We start from the raw sequence: 25766 nt of genomic DNA, 5'->3' as shown, positions 1-25766 counted from the left end.
CCTGATAATGGCTTACGCATACGCTGTGCATGCCACTTTTTAACCGGCGTATTTCATCGATGAAATCAAGTGCCCCTCAAGGAACCCAATGAAGCAACGTTCGAGGATGAACCTCCTGGCATCGATCGGCACGGTCGCGGTGATCGCGGCCGCTAGCCTGACTGCCATCTCAACTCCCGCGTGGGCTGCTGTCTCCACGCCCTACACCCTGCAATCCGACAAGTTGAAGGTCGGTTTCGGTGCTGATGGCAGCATCCAGTCGCTGAAGCTGGCTGGTGACTTGTTTGACACCGAGTACGTGATGAACCCGGATGTCGCACCCGATCAGGGCAACGAGCCGAACAGCAAGTACAAGCAGTGGCTTGGGAATCTGATGTTCTCCTACGCGAACGGCACGGGTGCTGTATCGCAGGCGGGCGTTGGGAGCAATCCGTGGAAGACCGCATGGACGACTCAGTCCGCCGACTCGCGCACGGTCACGGCCACGGCGAACGAGGTGAAGGTCGTTTACGGCACCTCAACCAACGCGGAGGGAGTGAATGGGTTCACTGTGACCCAGACGTTCTCCCTCGCCGAGGACGGATCGCTCCTCTGGAAACAGGATGTCAAGAACACTTCCGGCACCCGGCTGGTCATCGGCGACTGGGGCGTTCCCATCCCCGGTAATGAGCTGTGGAACAGCGGCGGCGAGATCTACGAACAGCGCGCCGTGACTCACTCGTACGTTGGGAAGAACGGCTCGTACGTCACCCTCGAGCGTCCCAGCGGTCAGGGGCCGTTTGTGATGCTGGCGCCTGACACCGATTCCGGCATGGGCTTCGAGTACCAGGACCGGTGGCGGACCGAAGAGGTCGGCAACACAAGCTGGGCGTGGAACCAGGCGCAGGAAGGCTCCAACATCAAGGGCCTTAACGTCTACTACGCGCACTCCGCGGCCATTCAGAAGACAAACCGCGGGTATCTCGGGTCCACGAGCACCGCGATCGAGCCGAACGCGACGAAGAGTTACTCCATGCGCATCGCGAAGGTGAACGATGACCAGCAGCTGAAGGACACGCTCTTCGCGCAAAACAGCTTGGACTCCACGGTCGTTCCCGGAATGATCGTGCCCTTCGATCAGACCGCAGACGTCGCCCTACGCGTCAAGGGCACGATCACGTCGGTGACAGCTCGCAACCTCAACGATCTGAAGGGTGCGTCGCCTACCAATCCGTCTGTCGCGGCGGACCGCACGAACGGCGATTACAAGATTTACCGAGTCGGCTTCGATCGCACACAACTCGGTGCTAACCATCTGACTGTGAAGTGGAACACGCCCTCGGGCCAGCCTAGGGAAGGCGTCCTGCAGTTCTACGTCGTCGACAAGGTCGCCGACCTCCTGGACGCTCACGCCAACTTCATGACAACGAAGACCCAGTGGACACCCGCGGATAACCTCCCCGCCGGTGACGTGCGTCTTTACACGTTCGACGACTGGATGATGAACGCCTCTGACGGGGCCGTCCCCACGTCTTCCAACCCGCCGCAGGGTCGGCGGAACTCCTACGGCGGCTACTGGGGTCTGGGCGATGACTGGGGTCTCCCCCACGGCGAGTTCCTGGCCGAGAAGCTCGTTGCCCTTCCCGTCGCATCACAGGTCGAAGCCCTGAACAAGTACCTCGACGTCGCTGTATGGCAGACGCTCATGGGAAACACCGACGCAAATGCCGCCCCGAAGTACACCGTGTACGACTTCTGGGAACAGGGAAAGCCTGGCAGCGCCAACACCACGCCGGCGTACCGCGGATACGCGTACCCGCACGTCTACAACACCTTCTTCAGCATGTACAAGATCGCCAAGCAGAACCCCAACTTGATCTCGTACGCGCACACCCCTAAGTGGTACCTGCAGACCACCTACGGCATCTTCAAAGAGCTCTACGACGGCCCCGTCGCCTACAACTGGCACACGGGCTTGATGGGCGAACTGACGACACCGGATCTCATCCGCGCCCTCCGCGCAGAGGGGCTGAATACGGAGGCCAACGACGTCGAAGCGAAAATGGCGACGAAGTACTCCAACTTCTCCTCGAACAAGTACCCCTACGGGTCGGAATACAGCTATGACAACACCGGCGAGGAGGCCGTCTATACCCTCGCGAAGCTGAATCTGAACGGGGACACCGCCAACGGCCTCCGGATGATGCGTGACATCGTCGCAAAGACCGAGGCAGCCCGTGGACGCCAGCCGGTCTGGTTCGGCTACAGCAACCCCGTCACGATCACCGGTGAGAATTGGTGGCAGTTCCAGTACAGCGCCTCACTGGCCGGATACACCCTGGACGATTACATCAACAACACCGCAGCCCTCGAGACGGGGAGCAACGCCGTCTCGGCCGCGCGCCGTGCTGAGATGCAGCGACTGAACTACGGAGGAAAGGTCGCCATGTTGGCGACCATCAACTCCGGTCAGATCAGCGACCACCCCGCCAACATCGGCGCCTCCGCATGGACGTATCAAGCCGAACGAGGCAACCTCGGCACCCTGGGTGTGGGGGGCGGACAGAACGTGCAGCTGCTGAACGGCTGGCGCGGAATGACCGGTGAAAGCGACCTCGGGATCTGGGGAGCGCTGCAGACTCTCAGCGCTGACGTGATCACCGATGACCCGATCTTCGGGAAGGTCGCATATTCCGCAAACACCACGGAGGATCAGTACTCGACGACGGTCATCCCGCGTGATGGCCTCCAGCGACGGCTGAACATGGTGACCCAGCAACTGTCGGTTGACCTCAACAACGACCAGTACACCGAGGCAATCGTTGCGAAGAACAACAGTGACCTGCGTCTGACGATGCGCAACGTCACGGGCGCCGCTCACTCGGGCAGCGTCGAGGTCAAGGGACTCGCTCAGGGCTCCTACGCCGTAGTGGTGAATGGTCAGGCTCAAGGCAAGGTCAACAACTACACGCCCGCCGGTACCGCTCTGGCGTCACCGCTGACGGTGAACTTCCAGGCCCCGGCTGGGCAGTCGTACATCGTCCAGCTCGTCTCGGCAGCGCCCGACGCGAACAAGGCACCGACGGTGGACGCCGGCCCGGACCAGTCAGGACTCAAGCTGGGTCTGGACGCCATCAACCTGAACGGCACTCTCTCGGATGATGGTCTCGGCTCCCCCAACGGGACGCTGGCAGCGCGTTGGACGGCGACGACCGTGCCCTCGGGCGCAAATGTCACCTTCACGAATGCTGATTCGGCACGTACCGGCGTCAGCGTGAATGTCGCGGGAACCTACGTCTTTACGCTGACGGGGTCGGACGGATCGTTGTCCTCGACGGACACTGTCAAGGTGACGGTTGACCCGCTTCAGCCGCTTCCGGCGGACTGGGTGACCTATACCTTCGACTCGTCCTCGAATGGAAGCGTTCCTGACACGTCGGGCAACAACAACGCGCTTGCGTTGAAGGGCACGGCGGCGACCGCAAAGGACGGCAACGCCACGATCCTTCGCCTGGACGGATCCAACGGTTCGTACGCGCAGTTGCCGGCCGACATTCTCTCGCGATCGCAGGACGCCCTGGCAATCTCCATGCGAGTCAGGCTGGGCCGGACGGGCATGTTCGATCGCATCTTCGATTTCGGAAGCGACACGCAGAAGTACATGTTCCTGACGCCGAAGCTGCCGAACGGCAACCTTGGCTTCGCGATCTCGAAGAACGGCAACGGTGCGGAAACACAGATCACCACCGACTACGTGTTCCCCGCCAACACGTGGGTCGATGTGAAGTTGACCTTCCAGCGCAATCAGGACGGCACGACGACCGGAACCATTTTCGCGAACGGTGCTCAAGTGGGCCAGAACGCGGCGATGTCGCTGGCTCCGAAGGATCTGGGCCGTACAACATCCAACTATCTCGGCAAGTCGCAGTTCCCCGATCCCTACCTTCTCGGCGACTTCGACTCCTTCGAGATCGACGGAACCCTGTCGCCGCTGCGACTGGAGGCGACCGCATCCACCCGCAAGGTAGGCGGCAAGGCGTACGTCACGGTGAACACGGTCAACCGCTCGACAGTTCCGGTCAAGGTGGACGTCGTCACCGCGTACGGCAAGAAGTCGTTCACAACGGTTCAGCCGGGGCAGAAGGTGAGCGTGTCCATCAACTCGACGCGCTCCTCTATCCCGGCCGGCACAGCAACGGTGACGGCGACGGCGACCGTCGACGGTAAAACGGTCACCTCGAGCGCCGAGGTCTCCTACAACGCACAGAACTGACTAGGAGAGGGGTGGGGGCGAGGCCATTCGCTCTCACCCTTCTCTCCCTACCCGAAAGAAGAATATGAAGAACACCACCCGTCTTGGACTTGCGGTCTTGGCCGCAGCGATCATGACGACAGGCGGAGCGGCCGTCGCCGCCGTCGCTGCCGACCCCGTTGACGAAGGCCAGATCGGCGTAGACGTCGTGGTAGAGGCCCAAGAAGGGCCGGGCACCCTTGTCATGACCGTCGCGCCAGGCCGTGCAACATTGACCGAGCAAGGCTCAACCGGCGACGCTCGGCAGTTCACGGGGGTGCTACCGCAGGTAACGGTGACCGACACCCGTAGTGCTGACCAGATCCCCGACGGGTCTCACTGGTCGGTGTTGGGCTCGGCGAGTGACTTCGCCGCGAGCAACGGAGGGGTCATCGAAGCGAAATACCTCGGGTGGAGCCCCCGCCTCGTGACCGGCGACGACGAGGCCATCTCCATCGGCGGTGATGTTGACGGGGTCCTGCAAGGGACGGATGGGAGCGAGCCGGGGCGCGGGCTGAAAGATCAAGAGCTGCTGTACCTCAACGATGCCAACGCCCTACCTGCCGGCGGCGCCACCTCAACCGCAACAGCTGACCTGACCCTGCGCGTGCCCGCAACGGTCACCGCGGGTCAGTACTCCTCCACGATCACCTTGTCCCTGTTCGAGTGACTCTCCCCCGTCCGTCCCGGCTACCCGAACAGCCGGGACGGATGCCTCGGATCCTCATGACTTTCCATCGCCTTTGCACCGCCAGTGTTGTCACGCTGCTCGCTCTCCTGATCAGTGTCATCTGTGTGCCCGACGCTGCGCAAGCGGCCGCGCCGAGCAACCCGGCCAACGACGTTTCATGGTCAGTAGAGCCCTCCAGCGAAACCGGTGCGACAGGGCAAGCATGGATGGAGTTGACACTGGATGCCGGGCAGTCAGTGACCGAGTACATGCTCATCACCAATCGCGGCGCCACCGACATTACTTTTCACCTCAGCGCTGCGGACGGGTACTTCACTGCCACGGGACGCTTCAATATGCTGCGCGCCGATGAACAGTCGGTGGATGCGGGCACATGGATCACCTTGCCCAACACCGCTGAAATTGCAGCCGGGAAGAGCATCATCGTGCCCTTCCACATCGAGGTTCCCGCCAACGCGACCCCCGGTGACCACGCAGCCGGTGTCGCCGCGGGTATCCGCACGGGTGATGACACAATCGGCGTGGAGTCACGGGTCGGTTTCCGGGTCATGACCCGCATACGCGGCGACCTCACCCCCGCCCTAACGATCACCGATCGGACCGCGGTCTATGCTCCCTCCTGGAACCCATTTCTACCCGGTTCCCTCACCGTGACTGCCACCGTGGTGAACTCCGGCAATACCCGACTCGGAGCGGTCCCGTATGTGGCATCGGTCGGACCACTTGGAACCTTTGCCGCCAGCACGACACTGGGCGGACTGTCCGAGTTCGCACCCGGCGAGTCGCGAACGATCACCGCACACATCGCTGACGTCTGGCCGTCCTTCGTCACCACCGTGCACACGCGCGCCACGCCCGTGACAGTCGACCAAACCGGACCCGTGCCCGCCGCCACCGCCGACATTGTCGTCGCAACTGTTCCGTGGAGTCACATGGCGCTCGCTTTGCTCTTCGCCTCCGCCGCAGCACTGCTGACGTGGCGCAATAGAGCAAGAAGGAAGGCGCTGGCACGCATGATAGAGGATGCTCGAGAGGAAGGCCGGCGGCAATCGGCGGCGACGAACGCCGGCCTCGTTGTCCTGCTGATCTCGGCCATGGCCTCTGGGCTCATTCTGGCTCACCCATCGCCGAGCTTCGCGGACGAGCGCTTAGGCGCAATCTCTGTCGACGTCGAAATCGCACCGACGGAATCCGTGTCGACTCCGTCGCCCACCCCGGTAGCAACCTTTTCCCCGTCCCCCACCCACGTGGATGGCCCCGCTGACGGGGGGCTGGCACTGACGGGCATGCTTTGGAATCCCGTGCTTTTCGTGGGAGCTCTTGCACTTATCGTCGGAGGTGCAGCGATAATCACGCTCTGTAGAAGCAGCCGGAAGTGACCCGTGGCAACCCGAGGGAACTCGCGGCGTTTCCCGAGAGATCGTGGCCGCCTCATGGAGGGCTCAAGATCGCCACCTGCCGCTGCCGGAGGCTTCGCAGAGGCACGTCGTGGAGCAGATGACTGGTGCCCATCACACGATGGCCATCGCCAAGACCGCCCGCAGATTGCCGCCTACGCTCCGCTCAGGCTATAGACGGACAAAGGAGTTGCGGAACCTTTCCTGCACTTTGGCCCAGACGGACACAGTTCGAGCCACATTCCTGAAGGAGAATTCTCATCGAATCGCGCGGAAGGGATGACCTGCGATGGAGGTAACCGCGATGCCGGGTCCGCTTCGGTAGTTGCCGCCTGATCAACGCTTACGCGATGTCTTCGATGCCACCCCCGCGAGGGATAGACTCGCCCACCCCATCGCCCACAAAGAGGTCCAGGAAACGCTTGCGCACCGCGTCGAAGCGATCTCCACGAGCCGCGCCGCAACCCTCTCACCCGAGGCCAGGGCTGCTTCCGCCAGCGCCAGCCTAAGCCCCAAGCTGGTCCTCGTGCTTATCCGCACGCGATCTGAACTGTTCTTGCTCGTGACGGTAAACCTTCAAGCACGCTTTCAAGGCAAGGCGTAGGCAACGCCGAGAGCCGTCTCTTATGGCATGTCAATCGCTGACAAAAGTAGTCACAGCCCGCTGCCACCAAAGAACACGGCTAGGGCGGGAGCGGTGTCCGCCACCGTGGACAGATTAGCCAGCAACAGCAGTCCCAATGCCGGCAGTAGCATCGGTGCCACCAACGCGCCGGTCAGCAGGATCCGCCGCGTCTCCCTGTCTTCCCGAGGCAGGCGCGCGCGCCGCACGAACATGACCACCGTGGCGGCGACCACTCCCAGGATGGCGATCGTCAGACACGCGACGAGCGCTGCATGGTAGGTGCGGAAGTCCTCCATCAGGGCCGTCGTGACAGAATCGGGTGCACCCGCGGCCAGCTGGGCCTCCACCTGCGCGACCGCGGGGGTGGGGTCACCGGGAAGGAACGTGAGCACCGACGACAACGGTGACGCTGCACCCTGAATGTTCGCGATCACGACCAGAAGCACCAGCATCGGCAGCCACGCGCCAAGAATCCCGACAGTGCCCCAACCGAATCGGGCCGCGCCCGACGGGGACCGGGCCACGTGCGACCAGATACGCACTCCCACCATGACCAGCGCGACGAGCAGCAGGGTCGCAAGTGCTGCCTTGACGACGTGGAACACCGCCCAGAACGTCACCGCGCCCGACAGGGCAGGACTAGACGTGCCGGTCAGGACCCATTGCTCGAATCCTGCCTGGACTTGCCCACCCAGATTCGACATGAGCACCTGATCACCCGATGACCATCCCGCCACCACGCCGGGAGCTACCGAAACCGCAGCTACGAGGCCGGCCGCAGCCAGCGCCCACGCCGCCGTCCTTCGCCTCGACACCACCGGCCCGAGAGTCACTACAGACATGCGCGGATCCCTTCCAGAATAGGAGGCCGAACACCGGCATTACAGGAAGGCTAAAGAAAATCTCGCGCCCCGCGCGTCATCCAGCAAGACCACTACGGGGCTATCCCGTCATACCTGAGAACGATATGTCGCGACCGTGCTGGCTAGCCTCAAGAGCGTTCCAGTAAGCGAACCCCAAACGGCTACCTCTCGCACCGGCTTTTACGTCAAACGATCGCACCGGAACTGAAGCGGCCTTTGGCCTCGCTTGCCCTGTCTCGTATTCAGAGCTATGAGCAACACGACAACAGCACTGAACGCAACGCCTATGGCGAGGGAGCTTGAACCGTATTGCCGGACACCTGAGTCGGAGCGATGATCGTCTCGGAAGGAGTCCGTGAGATGTCTGCTATCCACCCGCCGGAGTTCCGGCGTCGCGCCCTCGATTTCGTCGTGCAGGGCAAGCCATCGCCCATACCGCGCGTGAGCTCGGGATCAGCAAGTCCTGTCTTGGCAACTGGTTGAACCGCAACGCGACCGATGGCGGCCGAAAGCCAGGTCTGACGACCAATGGGCACAAGGAGCTCGTCGAGCTGTGCCGTCGCCTGCGGGTCTTGTAGATGGAGAACGAGATCCTGTCCTTGTCTCAGTGCGCCCCGTAGAGCCGAGCCACCCTCGCTGGCTGTTCGGACTATGGACGCAAGGTCCCGAAATGCGGTTCGGCTTGGGAACCCTCGTATGGGCTGCGGAACTCTTGAGGTGGGCACCGAACGTTCTTTCCTCCTCTTTCGCCCTGACATGACATGCTGTGGGCCTCCGTCGAGAAATCGGCGGAGGCCCACAGCATGTTCGTTGCTGGTGCTATTTGACAGCACCCAGGGTCAGCCCGGTACGCAACAGCCTGTAGCTGAAGACGTATACGGCGAAGACGGGTAGCGAGGACACAACGGCGAAGGCCATCATCCGCGGCCAGTCGATTCCGAATGCTCCTGCCTGTTGTGCGATCAGAGCACTCATGGGGTACTTGTCAGGAGTCAGCATGAACGTAATTCCGTAAAGGAACTCTCCCCAGGAGACCAAGAAGATGATTGAGCTGACGGTCAGAATCCCGTTTCGCGCGAGCGGAAGGGCGATGGAAAAGAACGCTCGGAAACTGCGCGCGCCGTCGATAAGCCCTGCCTCTTCGATGGCGATGGGAACTGCCGAGAAGAAGGGGCGAAGGAGCAACACCGCCCATGGGAGGAACATTGTGGCGTCCGCGAGGATGAGTCCGACGTTCGTGTTCAACAGACCCCATTGGGACAGGACCCAGAACAACGGAATCAAGTTGGCAGTTTGCGGGATCATTTGAAGTACGACGAGCAGGGCGAGTGCCGGTACGACGATGCGGTTGTTCACTCGAGCCAACGCATATGCAGCGGGGATTGCGAACGCCAAGCATAGGACGGTCGTGCCGACAGCGATGATGGCGGACTGGCTGAGTGAAGCACCAAGCTGTCGATCTGCGAGCGCCGAGGCGTAGGCGTCCCACGTGGGCGCGAAGAAGAGTGACGCTTGGGACGAAAGAACCTCGTTTTGACTCTTGAAAGACGTCAACACGATCCACAACAGCGGCAGACCGTACAGACCGTAGAGCAGGACCCTGAATGAGAACGCGACGGGTTCGCGGCGTTTGCGGATTGCCATGGTGGTCAGTCCTCATTTCGGCGCACGTCGCGTGCATAGATCAGGGCGAAGATGATGACGACGACGAGCGACAGGAGCGCTGTGGCGGCGCCGTTGCCGTAGTTCAAGGTCGCAAATGCTTGAACGTAGGCGAGGTACGGGAGCGTGGTCGACGCGGTGCCCGGTCCTCCAGCGGTCATGACGTAAATGAAGTCGAAGCTGCGGAAGGCGTACACGATCGTGAGAACCGTGAGGACGGTCGCGGCGGAGCGAGCGTGAGGCGCGAGGATATAGCGGGTGCGGTGCCAGGGGCGCGCCCCGTCCACCTCGGCCGCTTCGAGGACGGACTCGTCGACGCTCAGCAACGTGGCGCGGAAGATGAGGGCGTTGAAAGGGATGACCGCCCAGGCGTTCACGAGCGCAACAGACCACAAAGCCAGCGCCGGGTCATACAGGAATCCGACGCTGCTGTGGGTGAGTCCCAGCCCTCGCAGAATCTCGTTGACGAGTCCGCTTTCGCCGAGGAGGAACTTCCAGATGGAGCCGTTGATGACGGGGGGAAGGGCCCAGACGAAGACCATGATGGCCAGGAGGATGGACCCTCCACGTGTGTTGGACCAAAGAGAGACCGCGACTGCGAAGCCACCCACCATCCCCAAGATGGTGACGGCGATGACGAACGTCAGGGTATTGAGAACGACCTTGCCGAATTCAGGATCGGAGAAGAGCGCTACGTAATTGTCGAATCCGACAAAGTCCCACGCCCTGTTGAGCGTTGCACCGCGCACATCATGCACGCTCATCCGCAGTAGCTGAATGAGCGGCCAAACGGCTAGTGCGGCGAGAAGCGCAGCTGCGGGGAGCGCGAAAGCGAGACGTGAGGAGTTGGCGGGGCGACGTCCACGACGGGGTTTCCCCGGCGAGCGGGTGCTCGCCGGGGAAATGGGGGACGATGCCGGGCCGCGACTCACGTGAACATGTGTAATCGACGAACCCATGGGTGTTAGCCCTTCAGCAGCGGCTGGAGTTCCGTCATGAGATTCTGCGAAAGCAGGTCGGGCGATCCCTCGCCGGCGATGGCCTTGCTCCAGTAGTCGCCCATGAGCGTCTCAACGGCGTTGACGTTCTTCGAGGGCACGGCCGGGCTCGGCGACGGGCGCCCCTGCTTCTGCACGATGTCAGCGAACACGCTCAGGATGGGGTCACTGCTGATCTCAGACGAGGATGCAGCGTCCGCGCGAGTGGGAATGGCACCGAAGCCGGACAGCAGGGCCAGCTCGCCGTCAGTGGAGAAGAACGTCTCTTCCAGGAACTCCTGAGCGAGCTCCTTGTGAGCGGAGAATGCGCCGACGTTCTGCACTTCTCCACCGAGCAGGACACCTCCCTCGGACGACAGCGGCAAGGGTGCCACTCCGTACTTGAAGGACGCCTCTTTGGCGGCCGAGACCTGCCAGTTGCCATTCACGGCGAACAGAGACGACCCAGCGGCGAACTGCTGGAACGGGATTGTCTGATCCCACGTGGTCGCTTCCTTGGACAGGTAGCCCTTGTTCACCCAGTCGCTCAGCATGGAATAGGTAGCGGCCATCGGCTTCGCCTGGGCGTCGGCGTAGTCGAAGCCGTTCGAGGTGAACCAGGGGAATCCCTGCCACTGGCTTTCGAGACCGGGCTTGCCGGTGAGCGTGATGCCCTGCTTGCCGGCCGCCGCAGCGAGGGCCATGTCGTCCTGCAGTTCGGACATGGTCTTCGGCGGTGCGTCGATGCCGAGTTGCGTCATCATGTCCTTGTTGTACCAAAGGCCCAGCAGGTTCACGAAGCCCTGCACGCCGTACAGCTCGCCATCGATGTTCTGTCGAGCCCCGTCCGGAAACTGGCTCGCGTCGGCGAAGTCGTTGAACCAGTTCATCGGTTCGATCGCGCCAGCCTGCGACAGATCGTAGGTGCCGGAAGCACCGAAGACGAGCACATCGGGACCCGTCTTGGCCCCGGCGGCCGTGACAGCCTTGGTGGTCATTTGGTCCACGGGCACGTACTGGAAGTCCACCGTGACGTTCGGGTGCTTCGCCTCAAAGCTATCGGCAAGCTTCTGGAGGGTGGCCAGCTGGCCGTCGGTGTTGTAGTAGTGCCAGACGGTCAAGGTCACGGGACCGTCCGAGGCGTTTGCATCGCCGCTCCCGGCTGAGCAGCCGGTGAGCGCCAGCGTTGCAGCTACGGGGATGGCGATGAGTCCGGCGACGGCGCGCCAGCGAGGAGTGAGCTTCATTGCGTGATTGCCTCTCAGATCTACGGGTAAGCTAATTTCATCGATGAACATACATCGTGAACACCAGCTCGACGCATACTGCAACAAGAACCACGCTCGCGTCAAGTCGCCCCAAAGCGGTTTCACGGCGCCACCCCTTGAACTTGCCCAAATTTGACAGGACGCGGACGCGGCTCATATGTTCTCCCTGTCTTTCACCGATGAAATGGAGCCTCCCATGACCAATGGTCACCTTCTCGCCGGGCCGGCTGCGGTGTTGGTGCACATCAACGCTGACGATGTGTTGGGGGTCGCGGAACCGACTCTCTTTGGCTCCTTCGTCGAACACCTCGGTCGCGGTGTATACGGCGGTGTCTACGACCCAGAGCACCCCAGCGCTGATGAGAACGGCTTCCGTAAAGACGTTCTCGGACTCGTTCGCGAGCTCGGCGTGACGACGGTGCGCTACCCCGGCGGCAATTTCGTTTCCGGATACAACTGGCGCGACGGAATCGGGCCACGTTCTGAGCGGCCCCGGCGGTTGGACCTCGCATGGAAGTCGATCGAGACCAATCAGTTCGGCACGGATGAGTTCATCGACTGGTGTCGCGCCGCGAACGTCGAGCCGATGCTGGCGCTCAACCTCGGTCTCGGGAACATTCGAGAAGCGTTGGAACTCCTCGAGTACGTGAATCATCCTGAGGGAACCGATCTCTCAGACCAACGGGCCGCCAATGGACACCCCTCGCCGCACGATGTGAAGTTGTGGTGTCTGGGCAACGAACTGGATGGACCATGGCAGCTCGGAGCGAAGTCCTCTACGGAGTACGCCGCGCTCGCCGCTTCGACCGCCAACGCAATGCGGATGTTTGATCCAGACCTCAAGCTCATCGCTGTCGGAAGCTCCAACGCGGAGATGCCGACGTTCGGCTCGTGGGAGCGCGACGTCCTGGAGAAGAACGTCGCGCTGGTGGACTACCTGTCCTGTCACATCTACTTCTATGACGCCGGCGACACCACCGATTTCCTCAAGTCGAACGACAAGCTGGACGCATTCTTATCCGAGATCGAGGACATCATCGCGGACGCCAAAGCGGCAAACCCGGATGCAAGGGATGTGAAGATCAGCCTGGATGAATGGAACGTGTGGAACTACCACGCGTACGACGAACAGGCGCCGTCTCGCTCGTTCGAGGTAGCCCCTCGCATCCTCGAAGACGAGTACACGCTGCTGGACGCCGTTGTAGTGGGATCCCTTCTGCAGACCATCCTCAGCCACGCGGACACTGTCGCCATCGCAGCGATCGCACAACTCGTGAACGTCATCGGCCCCATCCGGACCGAAGCCGATGGACAAGCTTGGCGCCAAACCACGTTTTACCCCTTCTCCGCAGCCGCCCTCTCCAGTGGCTGGAGCGTCCTCCGAACAAGAAGCTCGGATCCTGACGTTCAGGTGACCGTCACGCAATCGCCGGACTCCTCGGCGTACAACATTTACGCCACCAACAAGGACGAAGTGCACGAGAGGACTGTCGAGGTGCACTTGCCTCCCACCCAGTTGGTGGAGGCCTGGGTTCTATTTGATGAGGATCTCCATGCGACAAACACGCAAGCTGACCCCAGCAGAGTCGTCCCGCGCGCTCTGAAGACCGAAGCCGTCGATGGCGGTGTCCGTATCCACCTACCCGCCGTATCATGGGCTTTCGTGCAGCTGCGGGCACTGGAGGGGGAAGCGGCGTGAACCAGACGGGCGCCGTGACCATGGCGGATGTCGGAGCGCTAGCCGGTGTGACGGCCCGCACCGTATCCAACGTCTTGTCGGGCAACACCCACGTACGACCCGAAACACGAGACCGTGTCCTTCGGGCAGTAGACGAACTGGGATACCGAATCAACACCGCAGCTCGGAGCCTGAAAACTGGGCGAACCGGCACGATCACCCTTGCCATCCCGGACCTCGGCATCGAGTACTTCTCCGCGCTCGCGCGCCGGATCATGATCCAGGCTGAACGACATGATTGGGCCGTCGTCATCGAACAGACTGGCGCCAGACGGGACCACGAGCTCAGCATCCTCTCAGGTGCTCAGCGTCAACACTCGGACGGCCTCATCTTCCAACCCCATGCTCTAGGGCCTGGCGACGAGCGGCACCTCGTCGGCAATGACCGCCTCGTCATCCTCGGCGACCGGATCTTCAACGGGCCCGTCGATCACGTCACAATGGCGAACACGTCCGCCGCTCGCATGGCGACGCAGTATCTGATCGACCGGGGATACCAGCGCATCGCTGCGATCGGTTCCAACCCACGCGTGCGCACGGTCAGCGCCGCATCGCTGCGACTCGACGGATACGTTGACGCTCTCGCGGCAGCCGGAATGCCTTACCGGCCCGACTACGTCATCCCGGCCGAGGAATGGCACCTCCGAGACGGAGCCGTCGGAATGGCCCAACTCCTCGCACTGCCCGAACGCCCAGACGCGGTGTTCTGCTTCAACGACACCCTCGCCTTCGGAGCCCTCCAAGCCGCCTACGCCGCTGGCCTCCACGCCCCCCGAGATCTCGCGGTAGTCGGCTTCGACAACGTACCAATGGCGGAATTCTCCATCCCGCCCCTCACCACCATCGAACCGGGCACCGAGGAAATCGCAAAACTCGCGGTAGACCTCCTCGCCGCTCGTGTAGAAGGCCGCGCCAGCACGCCCGTAGAGCTCGTAGCAAGCTCGTCGCTCGTAGCCCGCCAGTCTGCCTAACACCAGCGCCACCGAACCCGCACCGCGCTGGCCCTTCGGGCATCGCCACTACAGCGTTGACTCAACCAGATCCCGTCGCGCTGACGTGGAAAGTCCCGTTCCTCATCCTTCGATGTCACTCTGTGCAGCCTTGAGCTCCGCTCTTTCCAAGGGATAACAAATGACCGTCACCACTCCCCCACTGGCTCAGCCTTTGGCGCCTGTGGTGCCCAGCAAGGGCATCCTCACGCCGCTTGGCCTCAACGAAGTCCGCATCACCGGCGGATTCTGGGGCGAACGCCAAGACACTAACGCCCGAAACACCCTCACCCACATCTTCGGACGCCTGGAGTCGGAAGGCTGGCTTCCCAACTTCGACCGAGGTTCCGCTGGAACCCTCCCAACTGGGCGACGCGGGCGAGAATTCTCCGACTCCGAGGTCTTCAAGTATCTCGAAGCCGTCGCCTGGGAAATCGGACGAAGCGACGACCCCGCTCTCGAGCGCACTTTCCGCGGGGTCGTAGCCCGCGTAGCTGCCGCGCAGGAAGCGGACGGCTATCTCAACACTAAGTTTGGTCGACTCGGTCAGGAGCCCAGGTGGTCCGACCTCGAATGGGGACACGAGCTATATTGCCTCGGTCACCTCTTCCAAGCAGCGGTCGCACGCGAACGCACCCGCCCCAACAGTGACGACGGGCTTCTCGACGTCGCACGACGAGCCGCAGACCTCGTCTACACCGTCTTCGGCCCGGATGGACGCAACGCGGTTTGCGGACACCCTGAGATCGAAGTCGGCCTCGCCGAGCTGGCCCGCGTGACGGGCGAGGAACGATACCTCGAACAGGCCCGTCTCTTCATTGATCGTCGAGGACATCGCACCCTCAACGACATCGAATGGGGACGCTCGTACTTCCAAGACGAGATTCCTGTCCGCGACACCACCGTCTTGCACGGCCACGCAGTCCGAGCAAACTATCTCGCCGCAGGCGCAGTGGACATAGCAGTCGAGAACGACGACGCAAGCCTGCTCGACACGTTGCGTCAGCAATGGGGAAACACTGTCGCTCGTCGTACGTACATTACAGGCGGACAGGGATCACACCATCAGGACGAAGCATTCGGCGAGGATTGGGAGCTCCCCCCGGATCGCGCCTACTCGGAAACATGTGCAGGAATCGGCTCCATCATGTTCTCGTGGCGCCTGCTTCTCGCCGAGGGGGACGCGAGGTACGCCGACCTCATCGAGCGAACCCTCTACAACGTCGTCGCCACCTCCCCCAGCGAAGACGGACGAGCGTTCTACTACTCCAACACGCTCCACCAGCGCGTACCCGGAGCGCCCGCAGATCCGGAAGAAACATCCCTCCGGGCCTCGTCGTCTCTCCGCGCTCCCTGGTTCGAGGTCTCCTGCTGCCCCCCTTACGTCGCGCGCACCTTCGCCACTCTCGGGACCTACATCGCCACCGCGGACGACAATGGCGTACAGATTCACCAGTACGCACCGTCTGAAATACGAACCACCCTGAGCAACGGGCAAGACATCGCGCTCAACATCGAAACGGACTATCCTCGCAGCGGCACCGTTCGAATCCGTGTGATGAAAGACTCCGCGCGACCATGGACCCTGTCACTGCGAGTACCCGCGTGGGCTGAGGGAACGAGTATCAAGGTCAACGGACACGAACAGACCGCGAATCCTGGAATGGCGGCCGTCCGTAGGGCTTTTAACGCGGGTGACATCGTCGAACTGAGCTTGCCGATGATCCCTCAGATTCGTTCAGCTGACTCTCGCATCGACGCCATACGCGGCTGCGTAGCAATCGAGCGCGGCCCTGAGGTTTACGCACTCGAGTCCATCGACACGGGCGATGCAGACTTCACATCGATACACATCGACCTGACTGGCGGAATTCATGAACGCGATGGCAAGCTCTGGATCACCGCGGCTGAACAGCCCGCCAAGGACTCTCCCTGGCCGTACAAGCTATCCGGGGCTCAGGCAAAAGAACAGGTCGGAGAAGTGGCCCTGATCCAGTACCACAACTGGGCTCAACGAGGACCGACGAGAATGCGTGTGTGGATTCCAACCGAATAGTGCGACATCTGTCGAGACGACACGAGGTCGACGCAATGACTCCCCCTGCCTTGAAGGTGGCGTCAACCCTGGCAGCGAAGGTTGCGTTGCCGCGAGTTGCGGCGATGCGGAACGCACCGAGCGGCCGTAGATGGTGTTGTCGGCTGCCAAGTGACGCGCTCACCGTCGCGGCCGAACAAGCGACCCTGGCCAGTTGACCGCACCAGCGCCTGCTCCAACGAGCCGGTCGGACGAGTACCGCCAGACCCCCTCCTCGCGGATCGGCGGTACTCCGTGTTGACAGACGAATCGGAGACAACGCGCGCCTCACTTCGTCCGCAGCAAGGAGCCAGCGGAGTGACGTCGTGGGCTATGCGCTGTCCCGTGCCCAGCGCGCTGCGCCCTCGGCCGCGAACGACGAAGTATCATCGACGATGCGAAGGCGCTCAACGATGCGTAGGTCTCGCAGGAAAGATGATGAAGCGGCCTGGTCTTCGATGATCGCGCATACCCGCGGCATGAACGCCTCTCTCGAGGCGAAGACGCCGCCGCCCATGGCAACGGTTTCGACGTCGTAGGCCTGGACCACGATGCGGAGTCCGAGTGCGAGAGCCGCGCAGAATGCTTCTACCGCGGCCGCGCTGGACGCGTCCCCGGCGGCGGCGTCGACGAAGAGTTGAGGGACGGTACGAGCTCCTGCTGCCCGCGCCAGAGCACCTCCCGAGGCCGAGAGCTCTAGACAGCCGATCAGCCCGCATCCGCACCGGCTTCCCTTCGGGTCGAAGGGGAGGTGACCGATCTCGCCGGCGGCCCCTCGATGACCGCGCAGAGCCGCGCCGTCGATGACAACGCCGACGCCGAAGCCCGTTCCGAGGTTCACGAGCGCGAGCGAGGACGTTTGCTCGACACTGCGGGCGAGGCCCCGTGCGGCCAGGGTCACGTCGTTGTCGACGCGCACGGGGACGCCCAGCGCGGCCGTTGCGGCATCGGCAAGCGCGAAGCCATCGAGAGCGATGTTGACGGCACGTCCGACGTAGCCACGAACGGGGTCGACGGCGCCCGGCACGCCGACGGCCGCGGCGCGTAGCGGCGACAAGATGCGTGCGGCCTGGCGTGCGTCGGCTATCGCTTCGACGACGGACACCACGACGCCCGTCTCACCCAACCGGGTGGGACTCTGAGATCGACCGATGACCTCTCCCTCCTCGTCGACGAGGACCGCCGCCGTTTTCGTCCCTCCCACATCGACTCCGGCGTAGATGCCTCGCTCAGTTGCTCGGTCGATCATCGGTACCCCCTTTAGCCTTGTTTAATCATTGTTATCCATATCAATTTGTGTCATCATCATGCCACTGATGGAAGGACGATGATGCCCCACCTCGTAACGCCCCCTCGCCGCGTTCGCTTTCCAACCCGTCTCACCCTGGCTGTCACGCTTGTTGTCGCGGGCACCCTCGCCGGAATCGGCGGCGTCATCGTGAGCGTCGCGGCAGCGCATGCTGCCCCTCGAATCGACGACGTGCGTCTATCCGACGAGGAGCTCGCACTTGGGGCTGCGCGGGCCGAGCGGGCCGGTGCCATCGACCAAGACGCGCGTCTTGAGGTGCTCCGCGACGACTTTGCGCTGTTCTTCGTCGCCCGCTCCGTCGGCGCAACAGACGTGACTCGCCCGGACGACATCCTCGACATACGAGACGACGTCAACATGCAGCGCTCGTCGACCGCAACGGCGGGCGGCGTGCTCTACGGACCCGTCACCTACGAGGCAGCGTCGTTCTACGGCAAGGCCCTCAGCGACATCCGCCAAGCCGCGCTCTCCCGGCTTGAGTCGGGGGCGGCCGGGGTGAGTGTCGGCGACGCCGAGGTCCGCTCGCGGTTCGATGCCGATCCCGCGCAGTGGGCCGATGCCGCCACGAGCTACCGCCTCACCCGCATCACCGTCCCCACCGCCGTCGATGGCGGCCCCGACCCCGCCGTCGTCGCGGCTCTCGGCACCGCCGGTGCCGCGGGCGTCTTGGACGCGTGCCCCAGGGAGGCCGTGACCCTGACCCCCGACGAACGGGCGGCTGCGACGCTCGGCCCCGAGGCCACCGCGGCCGTGGTCGCCGCCCCCGACGGAGCGTTCCTCGGCCCGTTCCCGGAACGCGGCACCTGGGTCGCCTACCGCCTCGACGGGCGCTCCGTCGACGCCGAGGAAGCCTTCACGCACTACGCCACGCGTATCCGCACGGTGCTCTTCAACGAGCGTCTCGACGCCCTCATCGCCGAAGCCCGCTCCGCCCAGACCGTCGTCGGCCCCTGACCTGCTCCCCCATCTGCACCCCCTCACCGAAGGAGATTCCCGTGACACACGCACGACGACGGAGCCGCTGGCTCCGCTACGCCGTCGCCACCGCCGCCGCCTCAGCGCTGGCCTGGGGCGCTGCCGTCCCCGCCGCCGGCGCCGTCGGCAAAGACGATGCGGCCACGTGGGCCGGCAACGTCGCCAACCCCTACGGTGGCACCGACTATTTCGTCGACGCCACCGCCGGAGTCGACACCGCCGCGGGAACCTCGCGTGATGGCGCGTGGAAGACCCTCGCCCGGGTGAACTCGACGACGTTCCAGCCCGGCGACCGGATCCTGCTCAAGGGCGGCGAGACGTGGGCGGACCAACAGCTCTGGCCGAAGGGGTCGGGCGTCGAGGGCAAGCCCATCGTCATCGACGCGTACGGCGACACCACCGCCGGTCTCCCCTACATCCGCACCAACGGTAAGGTGGCGTCGCCCTTCTCGTCGAACGGCCAGAAGAACCCGGACACGGTGGGTTTGACGGGCGCCGTGAACCTGCGCAACCAGGAGTACGTGCATATCGCGAACCTCGAGCTGTCCAACGACGACGATTTCGCCACCGACATCACGAGCGGGAGTTACGTGCGTGATGGCGTCTCCGTGTCCATCAACGCCGACAAGCTGCCCGCCGGCGCCGACACGGTGATGGACGACATCCGTATCTCGAATCTCGATGTACACAACATCGACGGTCCGAGTACCTGGCAGAAGATCCACTACGGCGGCGTCAACTTCCAGGTCTTCGGATCGAAGCAGTGGACGGAGTACGGCAAGGGCGGCTACCACTTCGAGGACATCCGGATCGAGAACAACACCTTCACGGACGTCGAGCTGCACGCCGTGCAGTTCGCCTTCAACTGGTTCGGCGACGCGCAGGGGCGTGTCGATGAGACCGGGAAGTTCCACGAGGGATGGGAACAACTGTGGGTCCGAGACCAGGACTTCTACAGCCGTGACGTGTACATCGGTCACAACTACGCCGAGAGCATCGGCCAAGGCCCCTTCCAGTTCGCGAACACGCAGCGCCTGCTGGCTGAGTACAACGAGGCGAACGGCTGGCTGGAGCGGTACAACCAGGTCTCGGCCGGCCTGTATCTCTGGGCGGGCGCGGACTCGATCATGCGCTTCAACGAGATCTACGGGGGCCCGGCGAACGAGTACGACGCCACCCCGTGGGACCTGGAGTTCACCAACTTCAACGTCACCTACGAGTACAACTACTCGCACGACAACAAGGGCGGCTGGATGGCCTACATGGGCAACAGCAGCAACTCGATCGCGCGCTACAACCTGTCGGTCAACGACAACGGCGTGATCTGGAAGAACATGCTCTCCACGAACTACTCGCCCACCTATGTCTCGAACAATGTGTTCGTCTACGACGGAAGTCAGCTCGAGTCATTCCACGACGAGGTGTTGAAGAGCCGCGTGTACTTCTTCAACAACGTCTTCTACAACACGTCGACGACGCCCACCAACTGGTACCGCAAAGACGGCGCGCTCGACCTCGGCGTCTTCTCGAACAACGCGTACTACGAGGCCGGAGGCACGCCGTCCCCGAAGCAGCCGAAGGACGACGCAGCCATCACCGCCGACCCGCAGTTCACGGGGAACGTGGCCGATTACGCCCGCAACGCCGGAGTGGAGAACATCCGTCAGTCCGCCAGCCTGTTCGAGCTGAGGGACACGTCGCCGCTCATCGACAAGGGGCGCTACAACGAGCGCATCGGGACCACGGACTTCTTCGGCAACCCGAACTACCGCGGCTCCGCGCCGGACATCGGCCTGTTCGAGGCGGCGCGCGGCGACGTCGTCACCTCGCCGAAGGACACCGACCCGATCGAGAACGAGGGCGTCGACACGCGCACGAACCTCGCCCTCGGCAAGCCCGCGGTGGCCAGCTCCACCCACCCGCACAACAACTTCTCACTCAAGGCCGCCAACCTCGTCGACGGCGATGCGAGCACGCGGTGGGCGGCGGCGGACAACGCCACCTACCCCCTCACGATCGACATCGACTTCGGAGCTTCCACACGCTTCGATGAGGTCGACCTGTCCGAGTACACCGACTCCGGCACCGATGCCCGCATCGCCGCCTTCTCCCTGCAGCGATGGGACGCATCGACCGGCTCGTGGGTCACGTTCACGTCGGGCGACGGTGTCGGCGCCGAAAAGGTGGTGCGCTTCGATCCGCAGACCAGCAGCAAGCTGCGCCTGTCGATCGCGGGCATCAAGACCGGTCAGATCTACGCCCCGACCATGCGGGAGATCGCGGTCTACGACAACGGCACCGCGCAGACCAACCCCGTGGTGACCCCCGCCGCGGGCTTCTACGACCGCAACCCGTCGCAGGCCTCGTCGGCGAAGAACACGGTGTCGTACCGGGTCGACCTCGGCGGAGACACGGTGCGCTCGCTCGGTTACGTCACGACATCCGGAGCCCTGGTGGGCAGCCTGGATGCCGCGGACTTCACCGTCAGCGACGACGCCGGGGTGAAGGTCTACACCCTGACCCCCGCGTTCTTCGCCGACAAGGACCTCGGCACCTCCGGCATCGTGTTCGACTTCGCCTCGAACAAGACCGCTCGGGTGTCGATCGAGATCGGCGACACCACCGCACTCGAGAAGGCGCTGGCGACGGCGTCCTCCATCGCGCCGGGCACCTCCGCCGCGCACGCCACGCTCCAACGGGAGAAGCAGACGGCTCAGGGCGTCCTCGACGCCGCGAATCGCACGCGCGTCGGCTCGGGCAACGACACCGTCACACAGACGGCCATCACCACGACGGTGACCGCTCTGAACGCGGCCATCACGGCGGTGAATCCGCTGCCCGTCGACGCAACGGCATCTACGCGCAAGCTCGGAGGCAAGGCATACGTCACGGTCACCGCTGTGAACCGGTCGACGGTGCCGGTGCGGATCGACGTCGTGACCGTGTCCGGCAAGAAGTCGTTCGCTGACGTGCAGCCGGGGAAGAAGGTCAGCGTGTCGATCAACTCGACCAAGGCCTCGCTCCCGGCGGGTGCGGCGACGGTGACGGCCACCGCCACCGTGGACGGCAAGAAGCTCACCTCGAGCGTTCGCGCCTCCTACGCCGCGCAGAACTGACAGAACGGGCGGGGGCCGTGGCGCCTCCGCCCGTTCGCTCCGGACGGGCGCCGCGCCCCTTCGAAATCCCAGCCGAAAGAGAGAGAAATGAAGAACACGACTCGCGTCGGCGTCGCCATGCTGGCCGCCGCGCTGATGACGACCGGCGGCGCCGCCGTCGCGGCCGTCGCGGCCGACCCCGTGGACGACAGCCAGATCGGCGTCGACGTCGAGGTCTCCCCGCAGGAAGGCCCCGGAACCCTGGTCCTCACCGTGGCGGCGGGACGGGCCACCCTCGCCGAACAGGGCTCGACGGGAGACATCCGACAGTTCACCGGCACCCTCCCCGAGGTCACGGTGACCGACACACGCGACAGCGACGAGACGGCCGACGGCGCTCGATGGTCGGTGCTGGGCTCCGCCAGCGACTTCACCGCCGCCGACGGCTCCGTCATCGAAGCGAAGTACCTGGGGTGGAGTCCTCGCCTGGTGAGCGGGGACGAGGATGCCATCTCCGTCGGCGGCGACGTCGACGGCGTCTTGCAGGGCGAGCTCGGTAGCGAGCAGAGCCGAGGCCTGAAGGACCAGGAGCTGCTGTACCTCAGCGATGCGGACGCCCTTCCCGATGGCGGGGCCACCTCGGCCGCGACGGCGGACCTGACTCTCCGTGTGCCCGCCACCGTCGCCGCCGGTCGATACTCGTCCACCATCACGCTCTCACTCTTCGAGTGACTTTCCGTGTCCGGCCCGGTCGACGAATCGACCGGGCCGGACTGTTGGGACCCCCATGCCTTCCTCACGTCATTCGCGCGTGACTGCGGTGATCGTCGGCGCCATGATGCTGGCATCCTCGTCCATCGCCCTCTCGAGCCCAGCGCGGGCCGATACTCCCACGGACGCGCCTGAGACGGTCACCTGGTCGGTCGAGCCCGCCGACGAGCACGGCCCCACGGGAGAAGCCTGGACAGAGCTGACCCTGGACGCCGGGCAGTCCGTGACCGAACACATGCTCGTCACCAACCGCGGCCGGGGCGATGTCGTCTTCCACCTGAGCGCCGCCGACGGGTACTTCACCGAGTCAGGCCGGTTCAACATGCTCCCGGCCGACCAGGCATCCACCGACGCCGGCACCTGGATCACGATCCAAGACTCGATCGAAGTCGGTGCCGGGCAGAGCGTCTTGGTGCCGTTCCGCGTCGCTGTCCCCGCCAACGCGACCCCCGGCGACCACCCCGCCGGCGTCGCCGCAGGCATCCGCACCGGAGACAGCACGATCGGCGTGGAATCGCGGGTCGGCTTCCGAGTGATGACGCGCGTGAGCGGTGACCTCGCTCCCGCACTGACCGTCACCGATCAGACGGTGGCGTACACCCCGTCGTGGAACCCCTTCCTCCCCGGCTCCCTCGCCGTGACCGCGACCATCGTGAACTCGGGCAACACTCGACTCGGCGCTCTCCCTCGCGCCTCCTCATCCGGCCCCCTCGGCCTCTTCGCCGCCGACACGACGCTCGCGCAGATCCCGGAGTTCGCCCCGGGCGAGTCCCGTACGGTCAGCGTCGCCATCCCGGACGTGTGGCCCGTCTTCGTGACCGAGGCGCGCACGATCGTGGACTCCGTCCCGCTCGACGGAGCCGAACCGCTCCCCGCCGTCTCCGCTTCGACGCAGACCACCCTCTGGACGATCCCGTGGAGCCATCTCCTCCTCATCGCGGTGCTCGCTCTCGCGATCGTCCTGTTGCGCTGGCGAGGCACTGCACGACGCGCGGCGGTCTCCCGGATGATCGACGACGCGCGTGAGGAAGGGCGGCGGGATGGGGCTCTCACCAAGACGGGACTCCTCGCCGTGCTCATCGCCGTGATCGTTGCCGGCATCGTGACGAGCGAAGCCGTACCGAGCTTCGCGTCGGCGGAACCGGGCACCGTCTCCATCGACGTCGAGGTGACGTCACGTCCCCCCGATGCCCCCGGGCCGACGACAGCGACGCCGACCGCGGTGCCCGCGCGGGGAGATCTGGCGCTCACCGGACCGACTCTCGATCCGGGGGTCGCGCTCGTCGCCGGCGCCCTCGTCGCGGCCGGCGCCGCGGCCATCCATGTGTCGACGCGCCACCGACGAGCGGGCGCGTCCGCACGGCGCTCGCGACGCTGATGCCCTTCCCTCACCCGCGCGCCGGCTTTCGGCATCTCCGCGCCCGCACCGGCAGCCCCGATGGAGACGGCGGGATGCCGGAGTGTGCCAGCCGAACCCGCCCGTCAGGAGCGCGCGGACGTGCCGTCGTTTCCGTTGCATAACGGTCTTGATACATCGAATGGGAGCAGTTGTCATCGATGCCAATTGCCGCCATCATGATGTCACCCGAGCACCAGAGGGCATCAGACGAAGAAGTTGATCGCTGCAACGCAGCACTCGCGTCGGCCGCCACCCGAGGGCGTGCCCGGCCTAGCCGAAAGGAAACTCGTGAAGAAGACCACACTTGCCGGATCGATGGCGATACTCGTCACCGTCAGCCTGCTCGCCGGATGCGCCGGCGGACAGACCGGTGACTCCAGCGGAGACTCCGGCACCCTGAAGGTCGCGGCATTCGAGGGCGGCTACGGATCCGAGATGTACCAGCAGGTCGTCGACGCTTACAAAGAGGTCGCCCCCAACGTGACCATCGAGCTGACGACAAGCAAGACCCTCGCGCAGGAGCTCACCCCCCAGGTCGCCGCCGGGGATTTCCCCGACGTCGTGATCCTGGGTCAGGGAGCCAAGGAGGGCTTCACCGAAGGCTTCATCCGCGACCGAGGACTCGAGGACCTCACGAGTGTCCTCAGCGAGACCGTCCCCGGCGAGAACAAAACCGTCGGCGAGAAGCTAACCGAGGGAATCGTCGGAAACCTCAACACCAACCCCTACGGTGACGACCAGGTCTACCTGATGCCGATGTACGCCTCGCCGACGGGCCTGGTCTACAACAAGGGCCTGTTCGAGCAGAAGGGGTGGGAGGTGCCGACCACCTGGGACGACTTGTTCGCTCTGGGCGACAAGGCCAAAGCCGAGGGGATGTCGCTGTTCACCTACCCCACGGCGGGCTACCTCGACTCTTACTTCTTCGCCCTGCTGTCCTCGATCGGCGGTGACGACTTCTACCGCGACGTCGTCACCTACAAAGAGAACGTCTGGGAGCAGCCCGACGCGCGCGAAGCGCTCGAGCTGACCACGAAGCTGCTCACCGAGTACACCGCCCCCTCGACCGTCGGATACGCCAACGGCCAGGACTTCACCAAGAATCAGCAGACGATCCTCGACGACACCACGCTCTTCATGCCGAACGGCACCTGGATCGCGAACGAGATGAAGGACGCACCCCGCGCCGATGGCTTCGCCTGGGGCCTCGCTCCCGTCCCCGCCGTCAAGGCCGCCGGCCAGCGGTACCTGACGACGTTCGTCGAGAACGCCTGGGTTCCCAGCGGAGCGAGCAACAAGGATGCGGCAAAGGCGTTCATCGCGTTCTTGTACTCCGACAAGGCGGCGGCGATCTTCGCCAAGACCGGCGCGATCCAGCCGATCACCGGGCTCGCGAACACTCTGTCGGGCGACTCCGCCGAGTTCTACGCGGCGTACAGCGAGCCCGACGTCAAGGCCCTCGTCGGAGGCTTCGCCGCCACCGAGCCGGTGCCCGGCGTCGACCTGAAGGCGACGCTGTTCGACACCGCGAACAGCATCATCAACGGTACGGTCACGCTCGATCAGTGGCAGAGCCAGGTCAACGAGGCGAGCAACCGCCTCGGTGCCGCCGCGAAGTAGTCTCCCGAACATCTGTCGCCCGCCGCGCATACCGGCGGGCGAC

Annotated in this window: 16 protein-coding genes; 11 read left to right on the top strand and 5 right to left on the bottom strand. The window is 64.0% G+C overall.

Annotated features, from left to right (window positions below; translation table 11 throughout):
- Nucleotides 1-106: 106 nt before the first annotated feature.
- From PIR02_12415 to PIR02_12405, 3 genes are all read left to right on the top strand, one after another.
- A complete protein-coding gene (locus tag PIR02_12415; GenBank protein WZH35577.1) occupies nucleotides 107-4252 on the top strand; it encodes a DUF5695 domain-containing protein in 4146 nt (1381 codons plus the stop codon).
- Between the two features lie 64 nt (nucleotides 4253-4316).
- Nucleotides 4317-4940, top strand: a complete 624-nt coding sequence (locus PIR02_12410) for a hypothetical protein (GenBank protein WZH35576.1) — start codon at nucleotides 4317-4319, stop codon at nucleotides 4938-4940.
- A 56-nt stretch (nucleotides 4941-4996) separates the two neighbouring features.
- Nucleotides 4997-6340, top strand: coding sequence for a hypothetical protein (locus PIR02_12405; GenBank protein ID WZH35575.1), 1344 nt, complete (start codon nucleotides 4997-4999; stop codon nucleotides 6338-6340).
- Between the two features lie 672 nt (nucleotides 6341-7012).
- Here the strand turns inward: PIR02_12405 and PIR02_12400 are convergent.
- From PIR02_12400 to PIR02_12385, 4 genes are all read right to left on the bottom strand, one after another.
- On the bottom strand, nucleotides 7013-7825 hold the full coding sequence (locus tag PIR02_12400) for a hypothetical protein (protein ID WZH35574.1): 813 nt from the start codon (nucleotides 7823-7825) through the stop codon (nucleotides 7013-7015).
- Between the two features lie 840 nt (nucleotides 7826-8665).
- Nucleotides 8666-9490, bottom strand: coding sequence for a carbohydrate ABC transporter permease (locus PIR02_12395; GenBank protein ID WZH35573.1), 825 nt, complete (start codon nucleotides 9488-9490; stop codon nucleotides 8666-8668).
- Between the two features lie 5 nt (nucleotides 9491-9495).
- On the bottom strand, nucleotides 9496-10272 hold the full coding sequence (locus tag PIR02_12390; protein WZH35572.1) for a sugar ABC transporter permease: 777 nt from the start codon (nucleotides 10270-10272) through the stop codon (nucleotides 9496-9498).
- Nucleotides 10273-10472: 200 nt separating this feature from the next.
- Nucleotides 10473-11732 (bottom strand): extracellular solute-binding protein, encoded by a 1260-nt coding sequence (locus PIR02_12385; GenBank protein WZH35571.1) that lies wholly within the window; start codon nucleotides 11730-11732, stop codon nucleotides 10473-10475.
- Between the two features lie 217 nt (nucleotides 11733-11949).
- Between PIR02_12385 and PIR02_12380 the strand changes: the two genes are divergently transcribed.
- From PIR02_12380 to PIR02_12370, 3 genes are all read left to right on the top strand, one after another.
- The gene (locus tag PIR02_12380) at nucleotides 11950-13452 is read left to right on the top strand and encodes an alpha-L-arabinofuranosidase C-terminal domain-containing protein (protein WZH35570.1); all 1503 of its coding nucleotides are present in this window, start codon (nucleotides 11950-11952) and stop codon (nucleotides 13450-13452) included.
- A complete protein-coding gene (locus PIR02_12375) occupies nucleotides 13449-14462 on the top strand; it encodes a LacI family DNA-binding transcriptional regulator (protein WZH35569.1) in 1014 nt (337 codons plus the stop codon). The genes PIR02_12380 and PIR02_12375 overlap by 4 nt, the downstream gene beginning before the upstream one ends.
- A gap of 160 nt (nucleotides 14463-14622) precedes the next feature.
- The gene (locus PIR02_12370; protein ID WZH35568.1) at nucleotides 14623-16536 is read left to right on the top strand and encodes a glycoside hydrolase family 127 protein; all 1914 of its coding nucleotides are present in this window, start codon (nucleotides 14623-14625) and stop codon (nucleotides 16534-16536) included.
- Between the two features lie 349 nt (nucleotides 16537-16885).
- Here PIR02_12370 and PIR02_12365 read toward each other — a convergent pair whose 3' ends face one another.
- Nucleotides 16886-17803 (bottom strand): ROK family protein, encoded by a 918-nt coding sequence (locus tag PIR02_12365; GenBank protein ID WZH35567.1) that lies wholly within the window; start codon nucleotides 17801-17803, stop codon nucleotides 16886-16888.
- A gap of 231 nt (nucleotides 17804-18034) precedes the next feature.
- Between PIR02_12365 and PIR02_12360 the strand changes: the two genes are divergently transcribed.
- The 5 genes from PIR02_12360 (at nucleotide 18035) to PIR02_12340 (ending at nucleotide 25723) form a co-directional block, all read left to right on the top strand.
- The gene (locus PIR02_12360; GenBank protein WZH35566.1) at nucleotides 18035-18817 is read left to right on the top strand and encodes a hypothetical protein; all 783 of its coding nucleotides are present in this window, start codon (nucleotides 18035-18037) and stop codon (nucleotides 18815-18817) included.
- A gap of 41 nt (nucleotides 18818-18858) precedes the next feature.
- Nucleotides 18859-21954: a discoidin domain-containing protein gene (locus PIR02_12355; GenBank protein WZH35565.1), complete on the top strand. Its 3096-nt coding sequence runs from the start codon at nucleotides 18859-18861 to the stop codon at nucleotides 21952-21954.
- 87 nt (nucleotides 21955-22041) lie between these two features.
- On the top strand, nucleotides 22042-22665 hold the full coding sequence (locus PIR02_12350) for a hypothetical protein (GenBank protein ID WZH35564.1): 624 nt from the start codon (nucleotides 22042-22044) through the stop codon (nucleotides 22663-22665).
- A 79-nt stretch (nucleotides 22666-22744) separates the two neighbouring features.
- Nucleotides 22745-24082, top strand: a complete 1338-nt coding sequence (locus PIR02_12345; GenBank protein WZH35563.1) for a hypothetical protein — start codon at nucleotides 22745-22747, stop codon at nucleotides 24080-24082.
- 309 nt (nucleotides 24083-24391) lie between these two features.
- Entirely contained in the window at nucleotides 24392-25723 is a 1332-nt protein-coding gene (locus PIR02_12340) for a carbohydrate ABC transporter substrate-binding protein (protein ID WZH35562.1), read from the top strand.
- Nucleotides 25724-25766: the final 43 nt, after the last annotated feature.

The organism is Microbacterium enclense (assembly GCA_038182865.1).
In the GTDB taxonomy this organism is placed as follows: Bacteria; Actinomycetota; Actinomycetes; order Actinomycetales; family Microbacteriaceae; genus Microbacterium; species Microbacterium enclense_B.
The sequence above is the reverse complement of the archived record's forward strand: the minus strand, read 5'-3'. Positions and strand labels throughout refer to the sequence as shown.